Genomic DNA, 20928 nt, shown 5'->3' on the forward strand with positions numbered 1-20928 from the left:
ACCCCTCAGATGAAACCGGGAAAGGCATGCCGATGGGCCACTGAGTGCGCCATGCTGGCAAGGGTGATGATGTCAAACACTGGTCGGTTGATACGCGCTTGTAGTTGATGCGCATAAGGAGGCAGGTCGGTGCACTCCAAGACAACGGCCCCAATATCCGGTGATCGCTCAATCATGTTATCTGCCGCAGCAAACAGCTCGTCGGTGACTTTGCCAAGGTCCATCTGTGTGCGTTCACCGCGCAAGATCACGGCTGAAAATTCAGGCGCTTCATCCAGTCCCTGAACCACAATCGGCACATGGGCAGCACCCACACCTTCCAGATGCTTGTCGGTTAGCGAGGCAGCGGATGCGGTAATGACACCAACGGGTGCATTGGTCATGTGGTAGGCAAGGGGAACCTGAATTAGGGAGGACACGAAAACCGGAACAGAAACTGCAGCCGCAATTTCCTTTTGAAAAATCGCCAGAAATCCGCAGGACCCGGTGATTGCATGCACGCCCTGATCTTCCAGTCGCTTGGCAGCACTCAGGATCGGTTCCAGTAACTCAGGTGAGGGGTCAGCCAGCAGCTTTTGTACCGTCAATCCATGCAGGATCTCATAGGTCGTTGTAAACGGTAGGCTTGACGGGTTCTTAATATGGCCGGGAGGTTTCGGGAAATAACTTTCCAGCGAAAGAACGCCAACCGAAACGCCGCAAATGTTTTGGCCACCAGGATGAATGGTCATGCGAAATCCTTTAGTACCGTGTCACGTGGTAGGGAGACATATCTATGTTGGGGGTGGTGCCGGTCACCAAATCAGCAACCAACCTGCCGGTTTTCGGGGCCATCATCAGGCCGTAATGACTGTGGCCAAACGCGCCAATCAAATCCGGGAACCCATCAACTTCACCAATACAAGGCAAACTGTCGGGCAAACTGGGACGTTGTCCAGACCATGTGCTAATGTCCTCCATCCGTAAGTCCGGCAGCAGCTTGCTGGCAAGCCTCACCAAACCATCCAGCCGCTTCTGGTTGATTGGCGCATCAAGCCCGGCGAACTCAGCCGTTCCGGCAACCCGAATGGCGCTCTCCATAGAAGAGGCGACAAACTTCATGTCCATATCCATGATGGAATGCGTAAGGGAAACGCCGGGATTACTGAAGGAGACATGGTAACCACGCTCTGCCTCCATCGGCACTTTGATCCCAAGAGGTTTCAGCAGTTTGGCCGACCACACGCCCATGGAAAGCACCAGTTTCGGCGCAAAATACTCACCAGAATCCGTCACATAATGCCATCCACCGCCATCGCGCGGCATGATAGAATGCACCGCAGCTTGCTCTATGGTTCCGCCCATATTGCGTAGTTTGTTGGCAAGCACTTCACCGATCTTACCGGGAGAGACTGCCCGTGCCTGTCCCTTGATGAGAACGGCGGCCTCAAACTCATGGGTCAGAGCGGGCTCAAGATCGCGCAAGTCTGCAGCACCGATCTCCTCAATCTCAGCCCCCACAGCGCGGCGCATGGCATAATCCGGGCTGTCCAGATCAATCTGGGAGGCATCCCGAAACGCATGCACATACCAGCTGTCTTGCAACAGGCCCTCGTGCCCGGTACCGGAAAGGTGATGGTGGTAAAGCTCAACACAGTCATGATTGAGGGCATGCATGGCATCGCCAATTGGCTGAATGCGCGCCTGCCGTCCCTCATAGAGAAACCGCAGCCCCCAGACTGCCACACGGGGCAGGTAACTGGGCTTGATCGTCACCGGACCTTGCGGATCCATCAACCAGCCGGGTACCTTCTTCCAAAGACCCGGGATGGATTGCGGCACCACAGACCACGGTGAGATGATACCCGCATTGCCAGCAGAGGTGGCCTGACCGGGAGCATCCCGGTCAACCATATGCACGCGTAAGCCTTTCTCTGCCAGCGACAGAGCACAGCAAAGGCCAACCAACCCCGCACCAAGCACAGTGACATCAGGTGTTACAGCTTCTGTCATTGTGTCGCCGCCTGCAAGTTGCGCTGGCTGGAAACCTGCTGGAACAAGACAGGCGCGATGACAAGGATTGCAGCCAGATCAGACCCAAGACTTGGAGCAACCAGCATCAACCCACCAATGGCCATCAGCACACGCCACAGGCCGTTGAGCGGAGCCATGAAGTAACCGGAAACCGCCGTTGCAATAGCAAACACACCCAGCGCACAGGTCAGCGTGACCTGTAGGAAGGAGACAAGGGTGAAATACTCCGGCAAAACAATCAGCATGGTTGGCGCATAGACGAACACCATAGGCACCATGAGTTTGCCAAGCCCCAAGGTAAAGGCACTCACACCAGTCCTGAACGGGTTTGCCCCTGCAATGCCCGCCGCAGCATAGGCCGAGGCGCAAACCGGCGGAGTGATCTCGGAGATAACACCGTAATAAAGCACGAACATATGCGTTGCCAAAGCAGGCACACCCAGTTGTGCCAAAGCCGGTTGAGCCACCGCGACAAGCATGATGTAAAGCGCTGTTGTTGGAAGACCAGCTCCCATCAAAATACAGGCAATAGCGATCAGAACCAGAGACAGGAACTGCTGAATGGACGCTTGTCCAAACACCTCAAGAGATGTCCAGTCAAGCAGCGGAGCCAACGAGGCCGCCATATCCGCAGCGCCGTTGGTGACCATAAAGCCAAGACGGAAGCCAACACCGGTCGTGTTGATCACACCCACCACAATGCCAACAGCCGCAGAGGCTGCACCCACGGCCAGCGCATATTGAACACCCACATGACAGCTGTCGAACAGGTCTTTAAAGCTCTGCCGTTCATTGCGATGCAAACAGCCCAGCAAGGTCAGTGCGCCAAGCACCCCGGCCATTGTTGGCGAGAAACCTTCACCGGAATAAGGCGAGGCCTTCCAGAAAATGAAGCCAAGCAATGCAAGTGGCACAGCCAGAGACAGCGGCTTATCGATGGCGCAAAACCCAACAACAACACAAAGCGAAATGCCGATAAATGCAGCCATGTTGGGCGAGTAGCCGGAGAACAGCACCACGAGCAGCCCGATCAGCGGCAGCACCGTAAACCAGCCCTCACGCCAGACCTGCACAAACTGCGGGATCTGGTCCTTAGGGTAGGCTTCCAGCCCAAGGCGTTTTGCAGTGAAGTGCACGATGGACATGACGCCGATATAGTGCATCAGGGCAGGCACAATCGCTGCAATCACGATGGTGGTGTAAGGCACTTCCAGATACTCGGCCATCAGGAAGCTCGCAGCCCCCATGATCGGCGGAGTTATCTGTCCGCCCGCACTGGCCGCTGCTTCAACACCGCCTGCAAAGTGCCCCGGATACCCAAGCTTCTTCATGTTGGGAATGGTCAGCGAACCGGTGGAAACCGTGTTGGCGATGGAAGAGCCGGAAATAGTGCCAAAGAAGGCGGAGGAGACAACGGAAACCTTCGCAGGTCCGCCTGTATAGCGTCCGGCTAGGATCATCGCATTATCAACGAAGAACTGCCCAAGCCCCATGCGCTGCGCCACAACACCAAACAGCACGAAATGAAACACAACAGTTGAAACGACCCAGAGCGTAACGCCAAAAATGCCTTCAAACGGGAAGTACATGTTGTTGACGAATTGCCGCCAGTCAACGCCCGGATGCTTCAGGATCTGGATTGGAATATATGGCCCCAAAAGCGCATAACCGATGAAGACCAGAATGATCAGCGGCAGCACGATACCAATGGTCCGGCGCGCGATTTCCAGCACTGTCAAAATGATGATGGTGCCGAAGAAGATATCCGGTCCGGCTGGATTGCCTTGCCGCAAGGCCTGCTCAGAAACCTGAAAGCCCAAAAATTCAAACCCGCGCCAGCTGAACCACAGATACAGCGATCCCATCATCGCCAGTATCATGATCACCCAGTCAAGGAGCGGGACATTGCCAAAGCTCAGGAACTTACCGGGCGTATTGGTCAAGGCACGATCAGATTTGAGAAAGGGAAACGCCAGAAAAATGAAGAAATACAACCCGGCCAGATGGATGCCCATGTGAACATAATCAACCGGTGTGCCAAATCCGGCGGTCCAGAAGTGATAGAGCGCATAGGCTATGGTTGCCCAATAAACCACTTTTGTCAGGATTGGCCCGTTGTCACGGGTATGGAGAGCGGAGTCATACTTTTTCTCCAGCTCTTCCAGAGCCTTGTTATCAAGGTGCGATTGTAGGGGCATGGAACCCTCCCGGGTCTGGGGTGCGTCATGCGGTGGTAAGAGCGTGTTGGGCTATCTCATCCCAACACCAACAGCTGCGCAAACAAAAGCATGCGGCAAGGCTGAACCACCGGTGGCGACAGAAGGCAGCGGAAGAACACTCCCGCTGCCGTTTTAAGTCAGACTGTGATTAATCGAGCAGACCAACTTCTTTGTAGTAACGCTCAGCACCCGGGTGCAGCGGCACGCCAATTCCATCAATGCCATCAAGTGCGCTTTTCATGGTGATGACCTTGCCCTTTGGATGTCCGTTATCCAGCAGTTTACGAGCGGTCTTGGACCAAAGCGCTTTGGTGATCTCGTAGACCAGTTCCTCATCAATATTAGCATTGGTCACAAACATGCCGCTCACTGCCACCGTGTTGGTGTCATGCGTCACGCCCGGATAAGTGCCAGCAGGGATGGTGGAAGGAATGTAGTAGGGAACAGTCTTGTTCGCCTGAGCAACTTCTGCTTCAGTGAAGGAATAGAGATCCATGCCCTTGGTGTTATCCAGCTGGATCATGGCAGCAACCGGGGTTCCCGCAGCATAGAAGTAGGCATCCAGCTGACCATCAGCTGTCCGCTCAGCACTTTGAGAGTTGTTGAGTTCAGCTTCATCAATATTGTCACGATTGACGCCGTGGTCACCGAGAATAAGCTCAACTGCAATCTGTGTTCCAGAACCTGCCTGCGCAATACCAACACGCTTGCCTTTCAGGTCCGCAAGGCTGTCCAGCTCACCCCCCTTCGGTAAAACAAGATGCAAGTCTTCAGGGTAAAGGTTTGCAATCACACGAAGGTCTGGTTTGGCGTTGCCCTCATACTTGCCAGAGCCGTGATAAGCAAAGTGAAGTGTAGCAGCACCCGTCAGGCCCGCTTCCATCTGGCCCGCCTGAATAGCGTTCACATTATGCGCTGACGCGTTGGTTGACTGCGCAATTGCCACCAGATTTGGAACACCACAGTTGCCGCCCTGATCACACGGACGAGAGCCCGGTGGGTTGGAGATGGCGTTGGCAATGATCCCGCCAATCGGGAAGTAGGTTCCGCCAGCACCTCCCGTACCAATGCGGAAAAACTTGATGTCCTGCGCAACCGCTGCACCACTGATCATCGTGCAAGCAAGCGCAATCCCGGCGCATTTACTGAATAATCCCATGAGTATCCCCCCTCTAATAAATTCAGATAAGCCCAATTCAAGGTGATAGGTATTTATAATTATTGGTCTCATGGTGGTTAGCCTTATTCATAAAAGCAAATTCGAAATATTATGGTTATGATAGATTTTGTTTATATATTGAGGTGCCCATGAACCTGCAGCAACTGGCGGTTTTCCGCGAAATTATGAAAACCGGCTCGGTCAGCCATGCTGCGCGAAACCTGCACCGCACCCAGCCCGCCGTCAGCGCATCGCTCAAAGCGCTGGAAGATGATTTGGGAATGCCGCTTTTTCTGCGTGAAGGCCGCCGACTGATTCCTGTCCCGGAATCCCATTATTTGCTCTCGGAGGCCTCAGGCATTCTAGACCGTTTAAAGACGGTTGAGCAGAACCTCAGCAACATGCGTGATCAGGTGCAAGGCTCGTTGAGTATTGTTGCCATGCCCGGTCCATCTTCCTATCTGTTGCCAGAGTTCATCAGCAACTTCATCAAGGACAAACCACAGGTGAAGGTCACTCTGGCAACCCGCAGCTCACCGCAAATCCTCAACCTGATCGCCGCGCAAAGCTTTGACATCGGCTTTTGTGATGCAGCTGTAGGCACGGAGCAGGATGTCCTGTCTCACAACACCACAATCCCATGTACCTGCCTGTGCGCTGTCCCGAAAACATCAGCACTGGCAAACAAGAAGGTGATCCACGCGAAGGATCTGGATGGTGTGCCCATGGGCGTGCTCCAGCCCAGTCACTCCACCTTTGAGGCCACCAAAACCGCATTTCAATCCAGTGGCGCGCATTTTGATATCCGCATCGATACTCAATACTTCCTGCCGCTGTTCCATTTTGTCGAAGCCGGGCAGATCTGCGCAGTTGTCGATGCTTTGAGTGCGGTCAGCTATCAGCGCAGCCGGGGGGATGCCTCGAAGATCGCGTTCCTACCTTTCGAGCCGACAGTACCGTTCGGCTACTCCATTCTCGTGCCGCACCAGCGTCCACTGTCCCGGTTAGCAAGCTCGTTCGTATCTTCCTGGCAAAACTGGGTGGAGCAAACCATTGCCAAGCCAATGAGATAGTAAAGAACACACACAGTTAGCGCTCCAACAAGGATCGTGCAGGCAAACCAATCTACTCTGGCGTCAAACACTCATATCGGCTGGAAGGGCGTAATGGACGAGGTTTGCCAGAAAGAAAACGAGACTTCAGAACGGGTCTATCACCAGCCTGTCTCCCCATGGGCGTTAGAGAACCTGCCCGGTGATCCCATGATGTGGATCCTGATCGTCAGCGAAATCCTCGTGTTTGGCGGAGCGTTGTGGGCCTTCGCCGGCAACGAACTGCTCAATCCTGAGATTTACCGCGAGGCACGCACCCACCTCAATGTGCCTCTTGCCACGCTCAACACGATCATCCTGCTCACCTCGGGCCTGTTCGCAGCCATCGCAGTGCGCTTTGCCAAAATCAAAGAGATAGTGAAGACGAGACTGTCATTGCTGGGAGCTGGAAGCCTCGGCGTCGTGTTCATCGCGCTCAAGATTTACGAGTACAAGGAAAAGCTAGCCCTTGGCCTTAATGTTGAGACCAACACATTCTATACGCTTTATTATCTGGTCACTGGGTTTCACTTGGCTCACGTGATCTTTGGCCTGATCATACTTGGCATTATCGCCCTGTGGCCCACCGAGGACAACATGGAATCGGGCACAGCCTTCTGGCACATGGTTGATCTGATCTGGGTGATTATTTTCCCCATTTTCTATCTTATGGGGCAGGGGCTGTGATCATGAATACCAACAACCCCCCCCCTAAAAGCATCCAGATGAATGATCTGCTTAAAGCCTGGGTGGTTCTGGTCGCGCTTACATTGCTCGGCTACGGCCTCAGCCTGTTCAGCAGCGAACTACTCGTCTATGTGGGCCCACTGATCATTGCCGCACTGATCCTGTTTAAGGCACGGATCATCCTGACCCGATACCTTGGCCTGACCAGATGCCCTGCATGGCTCTCTATGCTCAGCTCAATGATTTTTGCTCTGACGATGATCTGTGCAGTTTTGCTCACATTCGTCTCCGCAGGGGGCACGCAATAAAAAGCCTGAACACGATTGCCAAACAGCAAAAACCCCTCACAAAGCCTGAAGCTCTGTGAGGGGTTTCCATTAAAGCATATCCCTGTTGTGTGGGTCCCTTTATGGGAATGGGATATACGTTTTTAAGACAAATCAGCTCGGCAGGAACTCTCGGCCCCAACCAGTGCCTGCAATCCGCCGTTCAATCATGTCGTCCACCTGCTCATCGCTGTATCCAACGCCAGCAAGCACCTCGCGAGTTGAGTTTCCGTAAGCCTCAGTGCTTGGCAACGCGCGGATAGCGGCTTCCTCTGGGCGGATTGAGTAGTGGTCAATCAACGTCACGCGGTGCCCACTTGGATGATCCTCATAGGTGGAAAACGCGTAACTGCCACGATCAATACCAACCGCACCATCAGCCGTACGGGTATATGTGTCGCGCAGATGCTCAATGCCCAGTGGCTGAGCCGCTGCAATATCGGCTGCTCTCAGCTTCTCACACCAGCTTTCCGCCGTGTCTTGTTCAAACGCAACCCGCAGGAACTCAGCGGTATCATTTGCTTCTTCCACACCGCTCAAACCTTCAACCTGTGCAAGGTCGATTAGCTCGTGGTCCTCTGCATCCATAAAGATCCACCCATCAGAGGCTTTATAGAAGTGCGAGAGTGCGTGGTTGCCAAGGGCATCACGTCCGGATGCTTCATCAAACGGGGCACGGCCTTCATAATCAAACGCAAACTTGATCTGCGCCAGATTGGTCACCGCAGACAATGAGGTCCGTGCACGGGAGGTCTGACCGGTTTTGTGCTTGTGATAAAGCGACAGCGCCATACCAAGGCCAGCAGCAAAACCGCAGTTCACGTCCAGAGTGCCCAGATGCGCATGCTCTTCCGGTGTATCAACGCCGCCAAACCGGCTCATGATGCCGCTGTTCGCCTGAATGATGTCATCATAACCGATGTAGTTGGTCTTCGGTCCCGGCTTTGGTCCACCAAGACAGTCCAGACGGCAGAACAGAACGCCCGGATTGATCGCCTGTAAGCTGTCATGATCAAGGCCAAGTGGCTTCATCTGACGGTCAGGAGCATTGATCACCACAAGATCAACGGACTTCACCAGACGTTCAAAAGCCTCACGGCCTTCGCCTGTTGTAATGTCCACCAGCGCGCTCTTTTTGCCAATGTTGGTCTGGAACGTAAACAACGTGCCAATCAGCGGATCGTAAAGCGGCTTCACCGGATCCAGTTTGATCACCTCAGCACCAAAACGCCCAAGGAATGCAGTGGAATGCGGACCCGCAATCACATTGGTCAGATCCAGAATACGCAGGTCGTTAAGCCAGCCGTCTTTGTCGGCTGATGGAGCCGTTGGAGTTGGCAAGGTGTCGGCGTTATCAACGGCCTTCAGAGTTGCCAGAGCCTCCTCAAAGGTCACGTTCTCACGCGCTTTGGGGGTGAGCAGGTAGTCCACAATCTCCTCAAACCACACAACAGGACCGGGCTGTTTCATCAGGCCGTATTCAGGGTCGTTCACTTCAACAATCAGACCGGACGTGTTGCAGTGCTCGCTGTTCACCCACTCTTGTGTGGTGCGGTGTGGTGCACCTGGGATCTGGCCTTCACCAAAGATAACGCCCCACTCATCAGAGGTTTTGGTGAGGAATACTTTCTTCATTTTCACTGAAATGATATCGGCCCATTTTTTCGGAAGCGGATAAACACCAATGGAGGTTTCCCCGTCCCACTCAGCGATAGGCAGATGCAGGTTGTTCACTTCCGGCAAACCTTCAGCAAGCAACTCCTCGTAAATACCGAGAGCTTGCAAGCAGCGGCGGGCGTGGTTGCGGTGAGACGGGCAGACTGCGTAGAAATAACGGCCATCCGCGCACTCATAGGTCCGGTAGAACGGGTCGAGGTACTCCTGCAGATCTTCATAGGAAAGATCCATCTCGATGTCATTCTCGCGGCGATGGGTAATTTCGTGCTCGCGCATGGTCATGTAGCGCTCTGGCATGCCCTCAATCACTACGGAATTGTAGGAGAGACCTTCCATGAGAGCAGCTGCAATCGGCACTTCAATCGTATCACCACGGCCCGTCTTTTCGCAGGCGAGCAGAGCCATCACAACAGAGCTGGCCGCCATTGTCGTGGCATAAGAGGAACCGAGTGGAAGCGGAGAGAAGCTCGGGTTCAGACCCATGAGCACGCGGTTAAAGCCCATGTCAGTGAACGCACCGGATGTAGCGGCGACGATGGCTTCCGTTGCTTTCCATTCACGGCGCAGCTCATCATTGCTGGCAAATCCTGGGACTGAAAGCGTAACCAGCTCAGGGCGTTCAGCACGAAGTGCAGCAAAATCGACGCCAAGGTCTTTCATCTTGCCAGGGCGGAAGCTCTCAAGCACCACATCGGCTGCTGCAATCAGCTCAAATGCCTTTTGCAGGCCAGCTTCTGACTTCAGATCAAGCCGGATGCATTTCTTGTTACGATTTAAAATCGCATTTGCCGGGTGATCCCACTGAGGCCCTTGAGGCGGATCGACGTGAATAACAGTTGCGCCCATATCCGCAAGGATCATAGCAACAGCTGGACCTGCAATCTGCTGACCGAAGTCAACAACTCTGACACCTTCAAGGGGAAGTCTTTTTTCCATGCAACATCATCCTCAGAAACCGCCCATCGGCAGTTCTCAGTTTATTCCAGACATAATTATGTCTTTGATTTCAGATTGTTATGGGTGAAATGCTTCGCAGCAACGGTTCACTTCATTGGAAAAACAATAGGCAGGCCCATACGTAGAAACCAGCAATTTAAATTTCGGTGCAGGCATAAAATTATTTGTAGCTCGTCTAATTCTGAACTGTTTGGTTTTGCCTTTGCCGGACTGGTGGAAGCTGAAATTTCTTCCACCAAACCTGTTTAATGCCGCGTGAGCCGCGGGGACAGTGTCCTGTCAAAAAGGGAGATTACCCTTCATGTATCGCGTTCAGCAGCCAGTTTCTGAAGGTCACAGCATGGGGGTGCTCAAGGCTCGTATTGGAGTAAACCAGATAAAACGCTTCTTCCGTCGGAACGCGATTTTCCAGTGGAGCAACCAGCTGGCCGGACTTCAGTGCATTTTCCACAAGACTTGTTCTGCCCAAAGCAACGCCTTCTCCTAAAGCTGCCATTTCCAGAGCCGTGACAAGCGTATCAAACTGATAACTCTGCCTCAGTTCCACGTCACTGTGCTTGGTCTGCTTCAGCCAGTATCCCCAGCCTTCCTGATAGCCGATCACATGCAAAACACTATGATTTGCAAGGTCTTTAGGCGAGTCTAACGGTCCGTTTTCTTCCAGATAGCAAGGACTGCAGACCGGAAATAGCTCGTCTCGTGTCAGTCGGTCACATTGAACGGCCGGCCATTTACCTCGCCCATACCGCACTTCCAGATCGCAGTCTCCAGAGGTTTCTTTGTTGTCCAGCCAGATGTTGGAGGTGACCCGCAGGTTGATCTTTGGATGCAGCTTGCGAAACTCCTTCATACGCGGCGCAAGCCAGCGCATGAAGAACACCATGTTGATCTTCACAGTCAGCAGATTGTTCTGCCCCTGACCGAAGATTTCTTCCGTTGCCGCCTTCAGGCGCTCTACGGATTCATGGACTGCCGGCAGATATGCCGCCCCCGCATCTGTCAGCTCCAGGCCACGCGGCAATCGCTTAAACAGGACAGATCCCAACTGACATTCAAGACCTTTGATCTGGTGACTGATCGCCGCCTGCGTAAGGTTGAGCTCTGTTGATGCATGCGTAAAGCTGAGATGACGCGCCGACGCTTCAAATGCCCTTAGCCAATTGAGCGGGGGTAGATTCTTCTTCATTAACTTCTCCCATTCGTATGGGTAGAATTTCATACTCTACGTAAAACTATTCATAAATATTTTTATACCAATGGGTCTTTTTTTGTTGATTGATAACAATTTAACCCTCCGGCAAAAATTCAACCTTCAATCAGGACAGCAAAAATAAAGCTTGAGGGGGACAAATGTATAATAACAGCAATACTGGAAGAAGGACGGGGGAGGGCCTGTTTACAGGTGTTAATCCTGTTATGGCTGTCGGGTCTACAGTACTCGTCATTGCGTTTGTTTTATTTACTGTAATGGTTCCTGAAACTGCTGGCTCACTTTACAATTCTGCCAAAGGTTTCATCGCAAATAATCTATCTTGGTATTACATCGGTCTGGTTAGTTTTTTCTTATTTCTAGCCTTCGCGATGACCATGAGCCGTTACGGCAACATCCGCTTGGGCAAGGATGACGAAAAGCCGGAATACAGCTTCTTTTCCTGGTTCTCGATGCTTTTTGGGGCGGGCATCGGCATCGGTATTCTGTTTTGGAGTATTGCAGAGCCAATCTACCACTTCCAAAGTAATCCGTTTATCGCAGAAGGGCAGGAAAACTCCGCAGAGGCCGCTCAGATTGCAATGCGGATCAGTATTTTCCACTGGGGTTTGCATGGTTGGGCACTGTTTGCACTCTCCGGTCTTGGACTAGCTTATTTCCACTATCGTAAGGGCCTGCCGCTGTCCGTTCGTTCAGGGCTCTATCCGATTTTTGGTGATAAGATTTACGGTCCAATCGGTCACGCTGCTGACCTGCTTGCAGTTTTTGGTACAGTCTTCGGTATTGCCACATCTCTTGGTTTGGGAGCCCAGCAGATGAACACCGGCCTGAACTATCTGTTCGGCTTCGAAGTCAGCATCACCAACAAGATCATCATCATCGCGGTTATCTCCGTACTGGCAACCATGTCCGTGCTGAGCGGCGTGAACAAGGGCATCAAAATCCTGAGTGAATTCAACATGCACCTCACCATGGTGATGCTTGTGTTCATCCTCATTTTTGGCCCGACCGTTTACATTCTCGGGTCATTCGCAACCAATCTGGGCGATTACCTGACCAACGCAATTCCGCTTGGCTTCTGGGTTGAAACGGATCCGGGCAACAGTTGGCAGGGTGGCTGGACCATCTTCTACTGGGGCTGGTGGATTGCATGGGCGCCATTCGTTGGCATCTTCATCGCGCGTATTTCCAGAGGCCGTACTGTCAAGGAATTCCTGCTCGGCGTCCTGCTGGCACCAACACTGCTCTCCACATTCTGGATCACCACCTTCGGCAACACCGCAATGTTCCTGGAACTGTTCGGCGCTGGCGGTGTGACAGAAGCGGTGAACGCAGACATCACCTCAGCTCTATACACCACAATCGAACTGATGGATCTGGGCTCCACGCTCACCATCCTCGGCGCGGCGATGTGTACGGTCCTGCTGGTGACGTATTTTGTAACCTCTGCAGATTCCGCAACGCTCGTGATCTGCACCATCTTGTCCATGGGTGACGAGAATCCGGCCAACCGCTACCGCATCTTCTGGGGCCTTTCCATCGGCGCCGTGTCTGCAGTGCTGTTGTTCGCCGGTGGCTTGCGAGCCTTGCAAACAGCTTCGATCGTGGCGGCTTTGCCGTACTCCTTCGTGCTGATCCTGACCACGTGGGGATTGCTTAAATCACTCCACCTCGAGGTCTCAGAAATCATCTCCACCATAGATGACGAAGAGCATTCCTATTCAGCTGACAATGCAGCCCCTGCTGCAGCTCCAGCCGAGTAAGGCGCTCTCACCCCGAACCATCTGGGATGTTCCCGGCATCCCAGATGGTGACAATAACTAAAGGTTCATTCTCATGACATCTCAGATCATTCTGCCGCGCATCATGCAAGTTGGTGCGGGAGCCGCCCTTCAATTGCCTGCAGTTCTGGCAAAAATCGGCTGCAAAAAGCCTCTCATCGTCACAGATCCCATGATGGTTCAGCTGGGATATTCCGAATCTATGCAGGAAAGCCTGAAGGCTGAGGGCATTGAAAGCGAAGTTTTTGCAGACACCTTGCCTGAACCAACCGTCGCCTCCATCCTTCCGGGTGTGGAAAAGGCGCGGGAAGACAGCTATGACTGCATCGTAGCGCTTGGCGGCGGCAGCCCGATTGACAGCGCAAAGGCCATTGCGATTCTGGCAAAGTTCGGCGGGGAAATGCGCGACTACCGCTTCCCGAGAGACGTCACAGAGCAGGGCCTGCCGGTTATTGCGGTTCCAACAACTGCTGGCACTGGCACGGAAGTAACCCGTTTCACCATTATCACGGATGAAGAGCGCGGCGAAAAGATGCTGTGTGTCGGCATCGGCTTCATGCCTGTTGCCGCACTGGTGGACTACAAACTCACTATGAGCCTGCCACCACGCATCACCGCAGACACTGGCATTGATGCCATGACCCATGCGCTAGAAGCCTATGTCAGCAAAAAGGCAAATCCATACAGCGACAGTCAGGCACTTGCTGCTTTGAAGCTGATCGGCCCGAACTTGCGTGAAGTCTATCATACCGGCAACAATGAAAAAGCGCGCGAAGAGATGATGCTGGGCTCAACCCTTGCAGGCGTTGCGTTCTCAAGCGCATCCGTTGCTCTGGTTCACGGCATGAGCCGCCCGATTGGTGCATTCTTCCACGTGCCGCATGGCCTTTCCAACGCAATGCTTCTGCCAGATGTGACAGCCTTCTCAATTCCAGCTGCTCCAGAGCGTTACGCTCAAGCCGCGCGTGCACTGGGTTTTGCATCCCAGCAGGATGATGATGCCATGGCCAACCGCAAGCTCCTGATTGAGCTGCGTGCGCTCAACGATGAACTCTCCGTGCCAACACCAGAAGGATTCGGTATTGATCGCAAGGAGTTCATGGATCGCTGTGAAACCATGGCAGAGCAGGCGCTTGCCTCTGGCTCTCCGGGCAACAACCCGGTCACGCCAACCATTGCTGAGATGATGGAAATCTATCAGGGCCTGTGGGATGCCCGTGGCTCCGACAGCGAGTCTGTTGCAGCCGAATAAGCTGAAATTCCTACGCTCCCAAAGAGCCAGCTCACGTCCAATGCCGTGAGCTGGCTTTTTTGTTGGTCGTTTGACGAATTAAGCGCCGATCTCCAAAACAAACCGAGCGCTGAAGTCACCCTCCCACCACATCGGGAAGTTGGTGCCCCACTTGTTGTTGTAGATATTGAACTGCAGCCCCTGATCATAAGCAGGTGCCTGATGCTGGAACGGCATAAACGGCAAATCAGCAGGCGCTACAAGCGGTGTATCCAACGGGGAAATGCGGATCTCCTGATCAGCTTGCGTCTTGGCGCCAAAAATCGCCTGCAACTGACCGCCGCTCATATCCGGCAGGTCATGGGCATCCACCCAATAGCCGGTCTTATCGAACTGCCAGCGTGCCGCACCATCTGGCGCAAACCGCAGGAACCCGGCCTCTGGCATGCGATTGGCGATCTTACCGTAAAGCCGCAGCGTGATCTCCAGCTTGTCGCCACTCCCATTCAGTGCCAGCTGAATGTTGGAGGTCGCGCCGGGAATATCCGAAGCCATGACATAGGAAAGAACGACGTGATCATCGGCAACCGCAAGCCCTTCAAACTTCGGGCAATGGCTTTTGGATGTCGCAGTCCCAGCCTTATCCAAACCCGGCTTGATGTGATCCAGAATGGCCCATTCTTCTTCATGGGTCAGATAGGCATCCATATGCGCTTTGACATCGCTGGCATCATAGGTTTCATGGGTAAACGACAGCAGATTGTCATCCAGCCCAAACAGATCAGTGCCCTCGGGAGTGGTAAGTCGTTTGATCGCGCCGTTATCACTGTCGATCTCCATGGACCAACCACCAAACTCAGCCTCGTTGATAATCTCAAAAGGACCAGCATGAGGAAGCGGGCAGCACAGCTCTTTAAGCGCAGCCTTGGCAATCTTCTGGTCATCCTTATCAAGCGCAGCAACGGCATCCTTACAATAAGCCCGCTGTTCAGCCCAGGACGCTTCAGCATACTGAAAGCGCGGATCGTTTTGGCGTGCAACGTCAAAGTCCCCACGATCCCACGCCTGTTCGTCGCGTAGATAAGTTTTGATATCTACCCCGCACGTATGCTCTGCCACCATGGAAAGCTTGCGACCAAAGGAAAGTCTTTGAGCCGTGAGGCTGTCTTCTGCAAACTGATCATAAACTCGCTGTAACGCGCGATACTGCGCTGATTTCACAGGATCTGTCGCACTGCCATGGATCCAGCTGTCACCGATCTCCTGCCTCACAACGGGGAAGCTTTCCCGATGCGGCCACAACACTTCAGCGAACTCATCCAGCGTCGCCGCCTTAATCTGATAGTCCGGATATTGCCGCTCCATCGCGCGGTATACATTCACTGTTTGCCCGGTGTTCTGCGGGCCAATATTATCTTCCGTATGCGCAAAACTCAGGCCGTCTGCCACACCCGGAATAAACTGCGTCGCACCATAGGAGTTTTGGTAAAGCACTAGAACCTCCTCACCAGAAGGGGCCTGCCAGCGGAACACGTCCGGCAGCTTCGGTGTCGGAGAGGCGGTGTTGACCCCCAGATGCAAAAACTTGATGCCAGCTTTCGCCATCAACGGCACAATGCCGAGCGTATGCCCAGGAACATCCGTCATCTTTGCAGCAATGGTGTTCACTCCAAACCGCTCATCCAGCTCTTTGGAATAGGAAAGACCAGCCTCAAACAGAGCAGGTGACATCAGTTCGGAATGCGTCGTGAAGGGCAAACCGTGCCAGCGGATCAAACCTATCTCAATGGCAGCTTCCAGACGCTTTACGTCAGATGCAGGCGCCTCGTTCAGATAATCCCAGATCAACCATGCGCCCGTCGTCCAGCGAAACTTAGGGTCCTGCGGGTTTTCGAAATAGAAATGCTCAGCCGTATCAAGCGCTTGCGGTAAAAAATGGCCGTGATAGCGCTGCCGGACCTTCTCCGCATGATCAGTGAAGCCGATATCCAGATGGGTTTTGAAAATCAGGTGAATAGTATTTGGGGACATATTTCTTTGCTTCTTATGAGCCGACAGTACCGCGCACAATCAGGCGGGTCTGCAGTGTCTCGGTCATGGCTGGGGCATTGGGGTCTTTAAGGCGCCGCAAGATAAGCCGAACGAGAGCCCGGACACGATCTTCCAGATCGATTTTCACAGTCGTGAGGTTGTAGCTCAGCCATCCGGACTGAGCGATGTCATCAAAGCCAACCACTTTCACATCCTCAGGAACCCGCAGGCCCAGCTGAAAGCGCAAGGCATCAATCACACCAAAGGCACCCACATCATTTGCAGAGAAGATGCCATCAACCCCTTCGCCAACCTTGAACAGATCCAGCGTGGAGGCGAGGGCGGTCTCATAGGTATAATCGCCCTGCAGCACCAGCGGATCTGGTAAGCCACGCTCTTTCATGATGCATTTGAAAGCACGCTCACGCTCCGTATTTGCAAGGGATGTGGTCGTACCGCCAAGATAGGCAAAACTCCTGCAACCATAAGCCTGCATCAGGGCAACTGCCTGATCGATCCCGGTCTTCTGGTCAACAATCAAGCGATCAAAGACGGATGTAGAGCCCGGCTGGTTTGGCAAACTGCCATCCTCCGAATAGCTCACGTAAATCGGCACAGCCCGGCCCAGCGAATGGGTCAGTGTATCCGGCGAAACATTCTCGGCAAAAGCGATGATGCTGTCCAGATTGAAGCCCTTCATATAGGTCAGTAACCGCTCATCCATGCTCTGGTCTGTGTGGGTCTTGAAGAGCAGCGTGGCAAACCCTTCCCCTTGCAGGGCGGTGGTCAGCGCATCAATCTCCTGCGATTCCCAGGGGCTGCATACATCCGGCACAATCACACCCACCAGGTGAGATCGGCGTGTCACCAGCGCGCGGCCCGCCATGTCTGGCGTGTAACCCAATTCCTTCGCGATCTTGAGAATCAGATCACGCTTTTCCTTCTTCAAAGAGGCATGTGGGTTGAAAGCGCGAGAAACAGCGACTCGCGATACGCCTGCAAGTTTGGCAACTGTATCTGCCGTCGCGCGCTCGGGGCGTTTCGCCTCTTGGATGTTTGGATGCTCTGACACTCAAAACCACTCGATTTATGAAAACGTGTTCACTAATAATGCCGTATATAACCCTAGGATGTCAATCGAACATTCTTTATGCACGACGAAAATATGACAGATTTGTGCCGTTTATGTAAAATATTTGCTGGCGTAATATTTTAGAATCCTCTTGATTTTCTCTTCAGTATTGACGGATAGTGAAAACGTGTTCATTTTAAATTCACTGATCGATTTCTCAAGATTAGTGACAAGGCACACCAACACAGGATGCCCTGGGGGGATAATTTAGATGAGTAAATTGCGTAGTTATGCATTAGGTCTTGCAGCTGCCACTGCACTTGCCGGGCCAGCGATGGCAACCGACGTCACAATCACTTGCCGTTGTGTGGAAGGCGGCGTGAACAGTGCAGCTGCCGTCTGACTGAAGACAAGCGTCATTCCTGGCTTTGAAACCATGATGAAAGCCACGGGCAAAGACGTAAATGTAATTTTTAAAGAGTTTGCCGGAAGAGACGAGCAGCTGGCACAGCAGCTTGCATTGGACTTTTCAACCGGTGCAGGCGCGGACGTATCATCGTTCGACGGCTTCCTTATTCCAAACTTTGTTGACGCAGGCCTGCTGAAGCCATTGGAAGAGGTTGCTGGCGCAGAGGTGAACCAGTGGGAAGGCTGGTCTCACATTTCTGATGGCTCTAAAGAGCTGATGTCCTACGGCGGCAAAGCCTACGGTATCGCGCTTGGCACTGACAGCCGCATGATCTTTGTGCGCAAAGATATCTTCGCACAGGCGGGTATTGACGCTGACACATGGCAGCCAACATCCTGGAAAGACGTTCTGGATGCAGCGCGCACCATCAAAAAGGCAATGCCTAAATCCGTTCCGCTTCAGTTGAATGCGGGTGTTTCCATGGGTGAAGCAACCACCATGCAGGGCTACTGGATGGCCATTCTCGGCACTGGTGAAGGCATGCTGGACGAGAACGGCAAGTGGATCGTTTCCTCTCAAGGCATTCTCGATACGCTGAATCTTTATAAGACCATCTATGTTGATGAAAAGCTTGGCGACAAACGCGCTCAGCTGCTTGGTGATGGCCGCAACCGGACTTTCGCAAACTTCCGTGATGGCAAAACAGCAATGTTGGTTGAAGGCGACTGGTTCTACCGCTCAGTCACCAAGCCGGGTGCGGAATTTGAAGTAAAAGACCGCGACGTCAACATGACCTGGAAGAAGATGCCAGCTCAGGAGCCAGGCAAAGGTTTCCGTGGTCAGGACTTCGTGACCATGTCCGGTGGTACGGGTTTTGTGATCAATCCAAACTCCAAAGCTCCAAAAGAGTCTTGGGCTCTGTTGTCCTACATGAACTCCAAAGAGCAGCTCGATGCATTCCAGGCGATCAACCCGCGTGTTCGTATTCGTGATGATGTCTGGATCCCGAACTCTGACTTCCTGACAGAAACCTCTCAGACACTTCTGCCATTGACTACAGCTCGTCCAAACAACGCCTACTACAACAAAGTCTCTGTTGCGGTTCAGCGTATGACAGAAGCAGTTGTCTCCGGTGAACAGACACCAGAACAGGCCATGGCGCAGTACAAATCTGACGTCACCGCCATTGTTGGTGAAGAAAATACCGTAAGCAAATAGGGCTCACGCCAACTCCGGAGCGGGGCGCGCTCATCTTGCGCGCCCTTATCCTCTCCCTGATCTTCCGATCCAGTAATCTCCCTTCTTGGGAAGGTGTATTTTGAAGAACTTCTCTTTGTTGTCTGTGCGCGCGGGAACGCTGTTTTTCTCGCCCGCTGCGGCTCTTGTCGGCGCATTTGTGATTGTCCCTTTCTTCTGGGTGATCTTTGTCTCCTTCACCAACAGAACTCTGCTTGGTAAAACAGCTCTCAACCCCGAGTTTGTCGGGTTTGATAATTACGTCGCCCTGTTCAACATGGAAACGTTCTTCACACGAGGCCAGTTTGGGTTCTCGCTCATTCTTACAATTCAGTTTGTGCTGCTCTCCGCTCTTATCGGGCAGGCACTGCTGGGTATGATCCTCGCGTGGTTGCTGCAATCAACACCCAAATACGTGAAGGTCTTCTCTGAATCTGCCGTCATCGTGGCATGGATTCTGCCAGAAGTCGTAATCGGCTTCGCTTGGTTCGCTTTCCTTGATTACGACAATGGCACCTTGAACATGCTGACAACAGCGCTCGGACTGGAGCCGGGGGACTGGTTGCTGGACAACCCCTTCTGGGTGATCGTGTTCTTCAACACATGGCGCGGCGCAGCGTTCTCCATGATGCTGTTCAACTCCGCATTTTCCTCGCTGCCACCAAGCTATTTTCAGGCTGCTGATGTTGCCGGCGCGACGTCTTTCCAAAAATTCAAAGACATCGCCTTGCCGCTCATCAAAGGGCACGTGGTGACAGATCTGATCCTCATCACCATGTGGACGTTCAACGTATTTACACCGTTCCTGCTGACACAAGGCGGCCCGTCATACCGCACCGAATTGCTGTCCATCTACACATACCGCGTTGCCTTCAAGGACTTTGAGTTCGGCAAGGGTGCAGCCGTTGGCGTGGTCATCATGCTGATCAACCTTGCCTTTGCTCTGTTCTATCTGCGCATCGCAAAACAGAAACATAAGGGAGCGGAATAATGACCCTCTCATTCCAGCAAATTCTGTCTCGTATCAGCTTCTCTGTTCTTGCAGCCCTGATCGGCATCTGCTTTGCCTTGCCTTTGATCTGGTTCCTGTTCGCTCCCTTCAACGCGCGGGCAGAACTCGGACTGGAAATTCCAAGTCCGTTTACGCTGAAAAACTTCTTCACCGTCTTTGAAAACACCTTCGCAATGCGCGGATTGCTGAACTCGTTCATCCAAAGCATTGGCGGCGTGGTTCTTGTCGGTTTCGCAGCAACCTTGGCAGCCTATGCTCTGTCACGCTCGGACATCCCGGGCAAAAAAAGCATCACATACCTGCTGCTGCTTTTCTCCTCCGTGGTGTCTGGCAGTGCGGCAATGGTTCCAATCTTCCTGATCGTCTCCAAGCTCGGCCTCATCGACACCCATGTCGCCGTGATCCTCGTCTTCGCTGGCGGTCTGCTGCCAACAGCCATGTTTATCCTGCGCGACTTTATCGACGGCATTCCCAAGTCCTACGAGGAAAGCGCCATGGTCGCTGGAGCGTCCTCCATGCAGGCCTTCCGTGATGTGGCACTGCCAGTCATCCGTCCAGGGATCGTGGTCGTCGTGGTCTGGGCCTTCGTCAACATCTGGGGCAGCTTCCTGATCCCGTTCATTCTGCTGCGCTCTGACGAATTGATGCCTGCTTCTGTGGCCATCTACTCCTTCTATTCAGAAGCTGGAACGCCAATCGTCACGCTGCTTGCAGCCTATGCGCTGATCTACTCGTTCCCTGTCATCTCTCTCTATCTGTTCGTAAACTGGAAGTTTGGTTTCCGGTTCTTCGGCGGCATTAAAGCATAATCGGAAGA

General features: G+C 53.2%; 18 protein-coding genes. 10 read left to right on the forward strand and 8 right to left on the reverse strand.

All coding sequences use genetic code 11. The annotated features are described in order from the left end of the window. Positions 1–5 precede the first annotated feature (5 nt). Genes PsAD26_RS14475 through PsAD26_RS14485 form a run of 3 tightly spaced genes read right to left on the reverse strand, consistent with a single transcriptional unit; the run spans position 6 to position 4211 of the window. Positions 6–731: an aspartate/glutamate racemase family protein gene (locus tag PsAD26_RS14475; RefSeq protein WP_063311008.1), complete on the reverse strand. Its 726-nt coding sequence runs from the start codon at positions 729–731 to the stop codon at positions 6–8. Between the two features lie 10 nt (positions 732–741). Continuing rightward, positions 742–1992, reverse strand: a complete 1251-nt coding sequence (locus tag PsAD26_RS14480) for an FAD-dependent oxidoreductase (RefSeq protein ID WP_063311009.1) — start codon at positions 1990–1992, stop codon at positions 742–744. After that, positions 1989–4211: a TRAP transporter fused permease subunit gene (locus PsAD26_RS14485; protein WP_063311010.1), complete on the reverse strand. Its 2223-nt coding sequence runs from the start codon at positions 4209–4211 to the stop codon at positions 1989–1991. Before PsAD26_RS14485 ends, PsAD26_RS14480 begins: the two co-directional genes overlap by 4 nt. Here PsAD26_RS14485 and PsAD26_RS29835 point away from each other — a divergent pair. Then, entirely contained in the window at positions 4210–4368 is a 159-nt protein-coding gene (locus PsAD26_RS29835; protein ID WP_193757833.1) for a hypothetical protein, read from the forward strand. The two genes, PsAD26_RS14485 and PsAD26_RS29835, sit on opposite strands and share 2 nt — an antisense overlap. A 12-nt stretch (positions 4369–4380) precedes the next feature. On the opposite strand, the gene PsAD26_RS14490 is transcribed toward PsAD26_RS29835, so the two are convergent. Next, positions 4381–5391 carry a TAXI family TRAP transporter solute-binding subunit gene (locus PsAD26_RS14490; RefSeq protein ID WP_063299238.1) on the reverse strand — a complete coding sequence of 337 codons (1011 nt, stop codon included), beginning with the start codon at positions 5389–5391 and terminating at the stop codon, positions 4381–4383. A gap of 149 nt (positions 5392–5540) precedes the next feature. Here PsAD26_RS14490 and PsAD26_RS14495 point away from each other — a divergent pair, with 149 nt between their 5' ends. The 3 genes from PsAD26_RS14495 to PsAD26_RS14505 all read left to right on the forward strand — a co-directional run bounded on the left by PsAD26_RS14495 (position 5541) and on the right by PsAD26_RS14505 (position 7477). After that, positions 5541–6464, forward strand: a complete 924-nt coding sequence (locus PsAD26_RS14495; RefSeq protein ID WP_063311011.1) for a LysR family transcriptional regulator — start codon at positions 5541–5543, stop codon at positions 6462–6464. Positions 6465–6557: 93 nt separating this feature from the next. Continuing rightward, complete coding sequence (locus PsAD26_RS14500; RefSeq protein WP_063311012.1) at positions 6558–7169, forward strand: cytochrome c oxidase subunit 3; 612 nt, start codon at positions 6558–6560, stop codon at positions 7167–7169. Positions 7170–7171: 2 nt separating this feature from the next. Beyond that, the gene (locus tag PsAD26_RS14505; protein WP_063311013.1) at positions 7172–7477 is read left to right on the forward strand and encodes a hypothetical protein; all 306 of its coding nucleotides are present in this window, start codon (positions 7172–7174) and stop codon (positions 7475–7477) included. A 132-nt stretch (positions 7478–7609) separates the two neighbouring features. Here the strand turns inward: PsAD26_RS14505 and PsAD26_RS14510 are convergent, their stop codons facing one another. Both PsAD26_RS14510 and gcvA read right to left on the reverse strand, forming a co-directional pair. Continuing rightward, positions 7610–10108 carry a CoA transferase gene (locus tag PsAD26_RS14510; protein WP_063311014.1) on the reverse strand — a complete coding sequence of 833 codons (2499 nt, stop codon included), beginning with the start codon at positions 10106–10108 and terminating at the stop codon, positions 7610–7612. A 313-nt stretch (positions 10109–10421) separates the two neighbouring features. Next, complete coding sequence (gene gcvA, locus PsAD26_RS14515) at positions 10422–11315, reverse strand: transcriptional regulator GcvA (protein WP_063311015.1); 894 nt, start codon at positions 11313–11315, stop codon at positions 10422–10424. Positions 11316–11479: 164 nt separating this feature from the next. Here gcvA and PsAD26_RS14520 point away from each other — a divergent pair, with 164 nt between their 5' ends. Continuing rightward, the gene (locus tag PsAD26_RS14520; protein ID WP_208985700.1) at positions 11480–13102 is read left to right on the forward strand and encodes a BCCT family transporter; all 1623 of its coding nucleotides are present in this window, start codon (positions 11480–11482) and stop codon (positions 13100–13102) included. Between the two features lie 73 nt (positions 13103–13175). Continuing rightward, a complete protein-coding gene (locus PsAD26_RS14525) occupies positions 13176–14372 on the forward strand; it encodes an iron-containing alcohol dehydrogenase (RefSeq protein WP_063311017.1) in 1197 nt (398 codons plus the stop codon). A gap of 78 nt (positions 14373–14450) precedes the next feature. Here PsAD26_RS14525 and PsAD26_RS14530 read toward each other — a convergent pair whose 3' ends face one another. Further along, complete coding sequence (locus PsAD26_RS14530) at positions 14451–16382, reverse strand: DUF5054 domain-containing protein (RefSeq protein WP_063311018.1); 1932 nt, start codon at positions 16380–16382, stop codon at positions 14451–14453. Positions 16383–16395: 13 nt separating this feature from the next. After that, positions 16396–17454 carry a LacI family DNA-binding transcriptional regulator gene (locus PsAD26_RS14535; RefSeq protein WP_063311019.1) on the reverse strand — a complete coding sequence of 353 codons (1059 nt, stop codon included), beginning with the start codon at positions 17452–17454 and terminating at the stop codon, positions 16396–16398. 271 nt (positions 17455–17725) lie between these two features. On the opposite strand from PsAD26_RS14535, the gene PsAD26_RS30355 reads away from it, so the two are divergent. From PsAD26_RS30355 to PsAD26_RS14550, 4 genes are all read left to right on the forward strand, one after another. After that, entirely contained in the window at positions 17726–17857 is a 132-nt protein-coding gene (locus tag PsAD26_RS30355) for a hypothetical protein (RefSeq protein ID WP_275507202.1), read from the forward strand. 33 nt (positions 17858–17890) lie between these two features. Next, positions 17891–19081 (forward strand): extracellular solute-binding protein, encoded by a 1191-nt coding sequence (locus PsAD26_RS14540; protein ID WP_244278231.1) that lies wholly within the window; start codon positions 17891–17893, stop codon positions 19079–19081. 100 nt (positions 19082–19181) lie between these two features. Then, positions 19182–20090: a sugar ABC transporter permease gene (locus PsAD26_RS14545; protein ID WP_063311020.1), complete on the forward strand. Its 909-nt coding sequence runs from the start codon at positions 19182–19184 to the stop codon at positions 20088–20090. Continuing rightward, entirely contained in the window at positions 20090–20920 is an 831-nt protein-coding gene (locus PsAD26_RS14550) for a carbohydrate ABC transporter permease (RefSeq protein WP_063291991.1), read from the forward strand. Before PsAD26_RS14545 ends, PsAD26_RS14550 begins: the two co-directional genes overlap by 1 nt. Positions 20921–20928: the final 8 nt, after the last annotated feature.

The organism is Pseudovibrio sp. Ad26 (genome assembly GCF_001623285.1).
GTDB classification, from domain to species: domain Bacteria; phylum Pseudomonadota; class Alphaproteobacteria; order Rhizobiales; family Stappiaceae; genus Pseudovibrio; species Pseudovibrio ascidiaceicola.

Excerpts from the sequence above, each read along its gene's own strand:
- PsAD26_RS30355 (WP_275507202.1), top strand. The coding sequence starts at position 17,726 with ATGAGTAAATTGCGTAGTTATGCATTAGGTCTTGCAGCTGCCACTGCA.
- PsAD26_RS14530 (WP_063311018.1), bottom strand. The coding sequence starts at position 16,382 with ATGTCCCCAAATACTATTCACCTGATTTTCAAAACCCATCTGGATATC.
- PsAD26_RS14510 (WP_063311014.1), bottom strand. The coding sequence starts at position 10,108 with ATGGAAAAAAGACTTCCCCTTGAAGGTGTCAGAGTTGTTGACTTCGGT.
- PsAD26_RS29835 (WP_193757833.1), top strand. The coding sequence starts at position 4,210 with ATGGAACCCTCCCGGGTCTGGGGTGCGTCATGCGGTGGTAAGAGCGTG.
- PsAD26_RS14540 (WP_244278231.1), top strand. The coding sequence starts at position 17,891 with ATGATGAAAGCCACGGGCAAAGACGTAAATGTAATTTTTAAAGAGTTT.
- PsAD26_RS14525 (WP_063311017.1), top strand. The coding sequence starts at position 13,176 with ATGACATCTCAGATCATTCTGCCGCGCATCATGCAAGTTGGTGCGGGA.
- PsAD26_RS14490 (WP_063299238.1), bottom strand. The coding sequence starts at position 5,391 with ATGGGATTATTCAGTAAATGCGCCGGGATTGCGCTTGCTTGCACGATG.
- PsAD26_RS14475 (WP_063311008.1), bottom strand. The coding sequence starts at position 731 with ATGACCATTCATCCTGGTGGCCAAAACATTTGCGGCGTTTCGGTTGGC.
- PsAD26_RS14485 (WP_063311010.1), bottom strand. The coding sequence starts at position 4,211 with ATGCCCCTACAATCGCACCTTGATAACAAGGCTCTGGAAGAGCTGGAG.
- PsAD26_RS14480 (WP_063311009.1), bottom strand. The coding sequence starts at position 1,992 with ATGACAGAAGCTGTAACACCTGATGTCACTGTGCTTGGTGCGGGGTTG.
- PsAD26_RS14550 (WP_063291991.1), top strand. The coding sequence starts at position 20,090 with ATGACCCTCTCATTCCAGCAAATTCTGTCTCGTATCAGCTTCTCTGTT.
- PsAD26_RS14500 (WP_063311012.1), top strand. The coding sequence starts at position 6,558 with ATGGACGAGGTTTGCCAGAAAGAAAACGAGACTTCAGAACGGGTCTAT.
- PsAD26_RS14520 (WP_208985700.1), top strand. The coding sequence starts at position 11,480 with ATGTATAATAACAGCAATACTGGAAGAAGGACGGGGGAGGGCCTGTTT.
- PsAD26_RS14505 (WP_063311013.1), top strand. The coding sequence starts at position 7,172 with ATGAATACCAACAACCCCCCCCCTAAAAGCATCCAGATGAATGATCTG.
- PsAD26_RS14495 (WP_063311011.1), top strand. The coding sequence starts at position 5,541 with ATGAACCTGCAGCAACTGGCGGTTTTCCGCGAAATTATGAAAACCGGC.
- gcvA (WP_063311015.1), bottom strand. The coding sequence starts at position 11,315 with ATGAAGAAGAATCTACCCCCGCTCAATTGGCTAAGGGCATTTGAAGCG.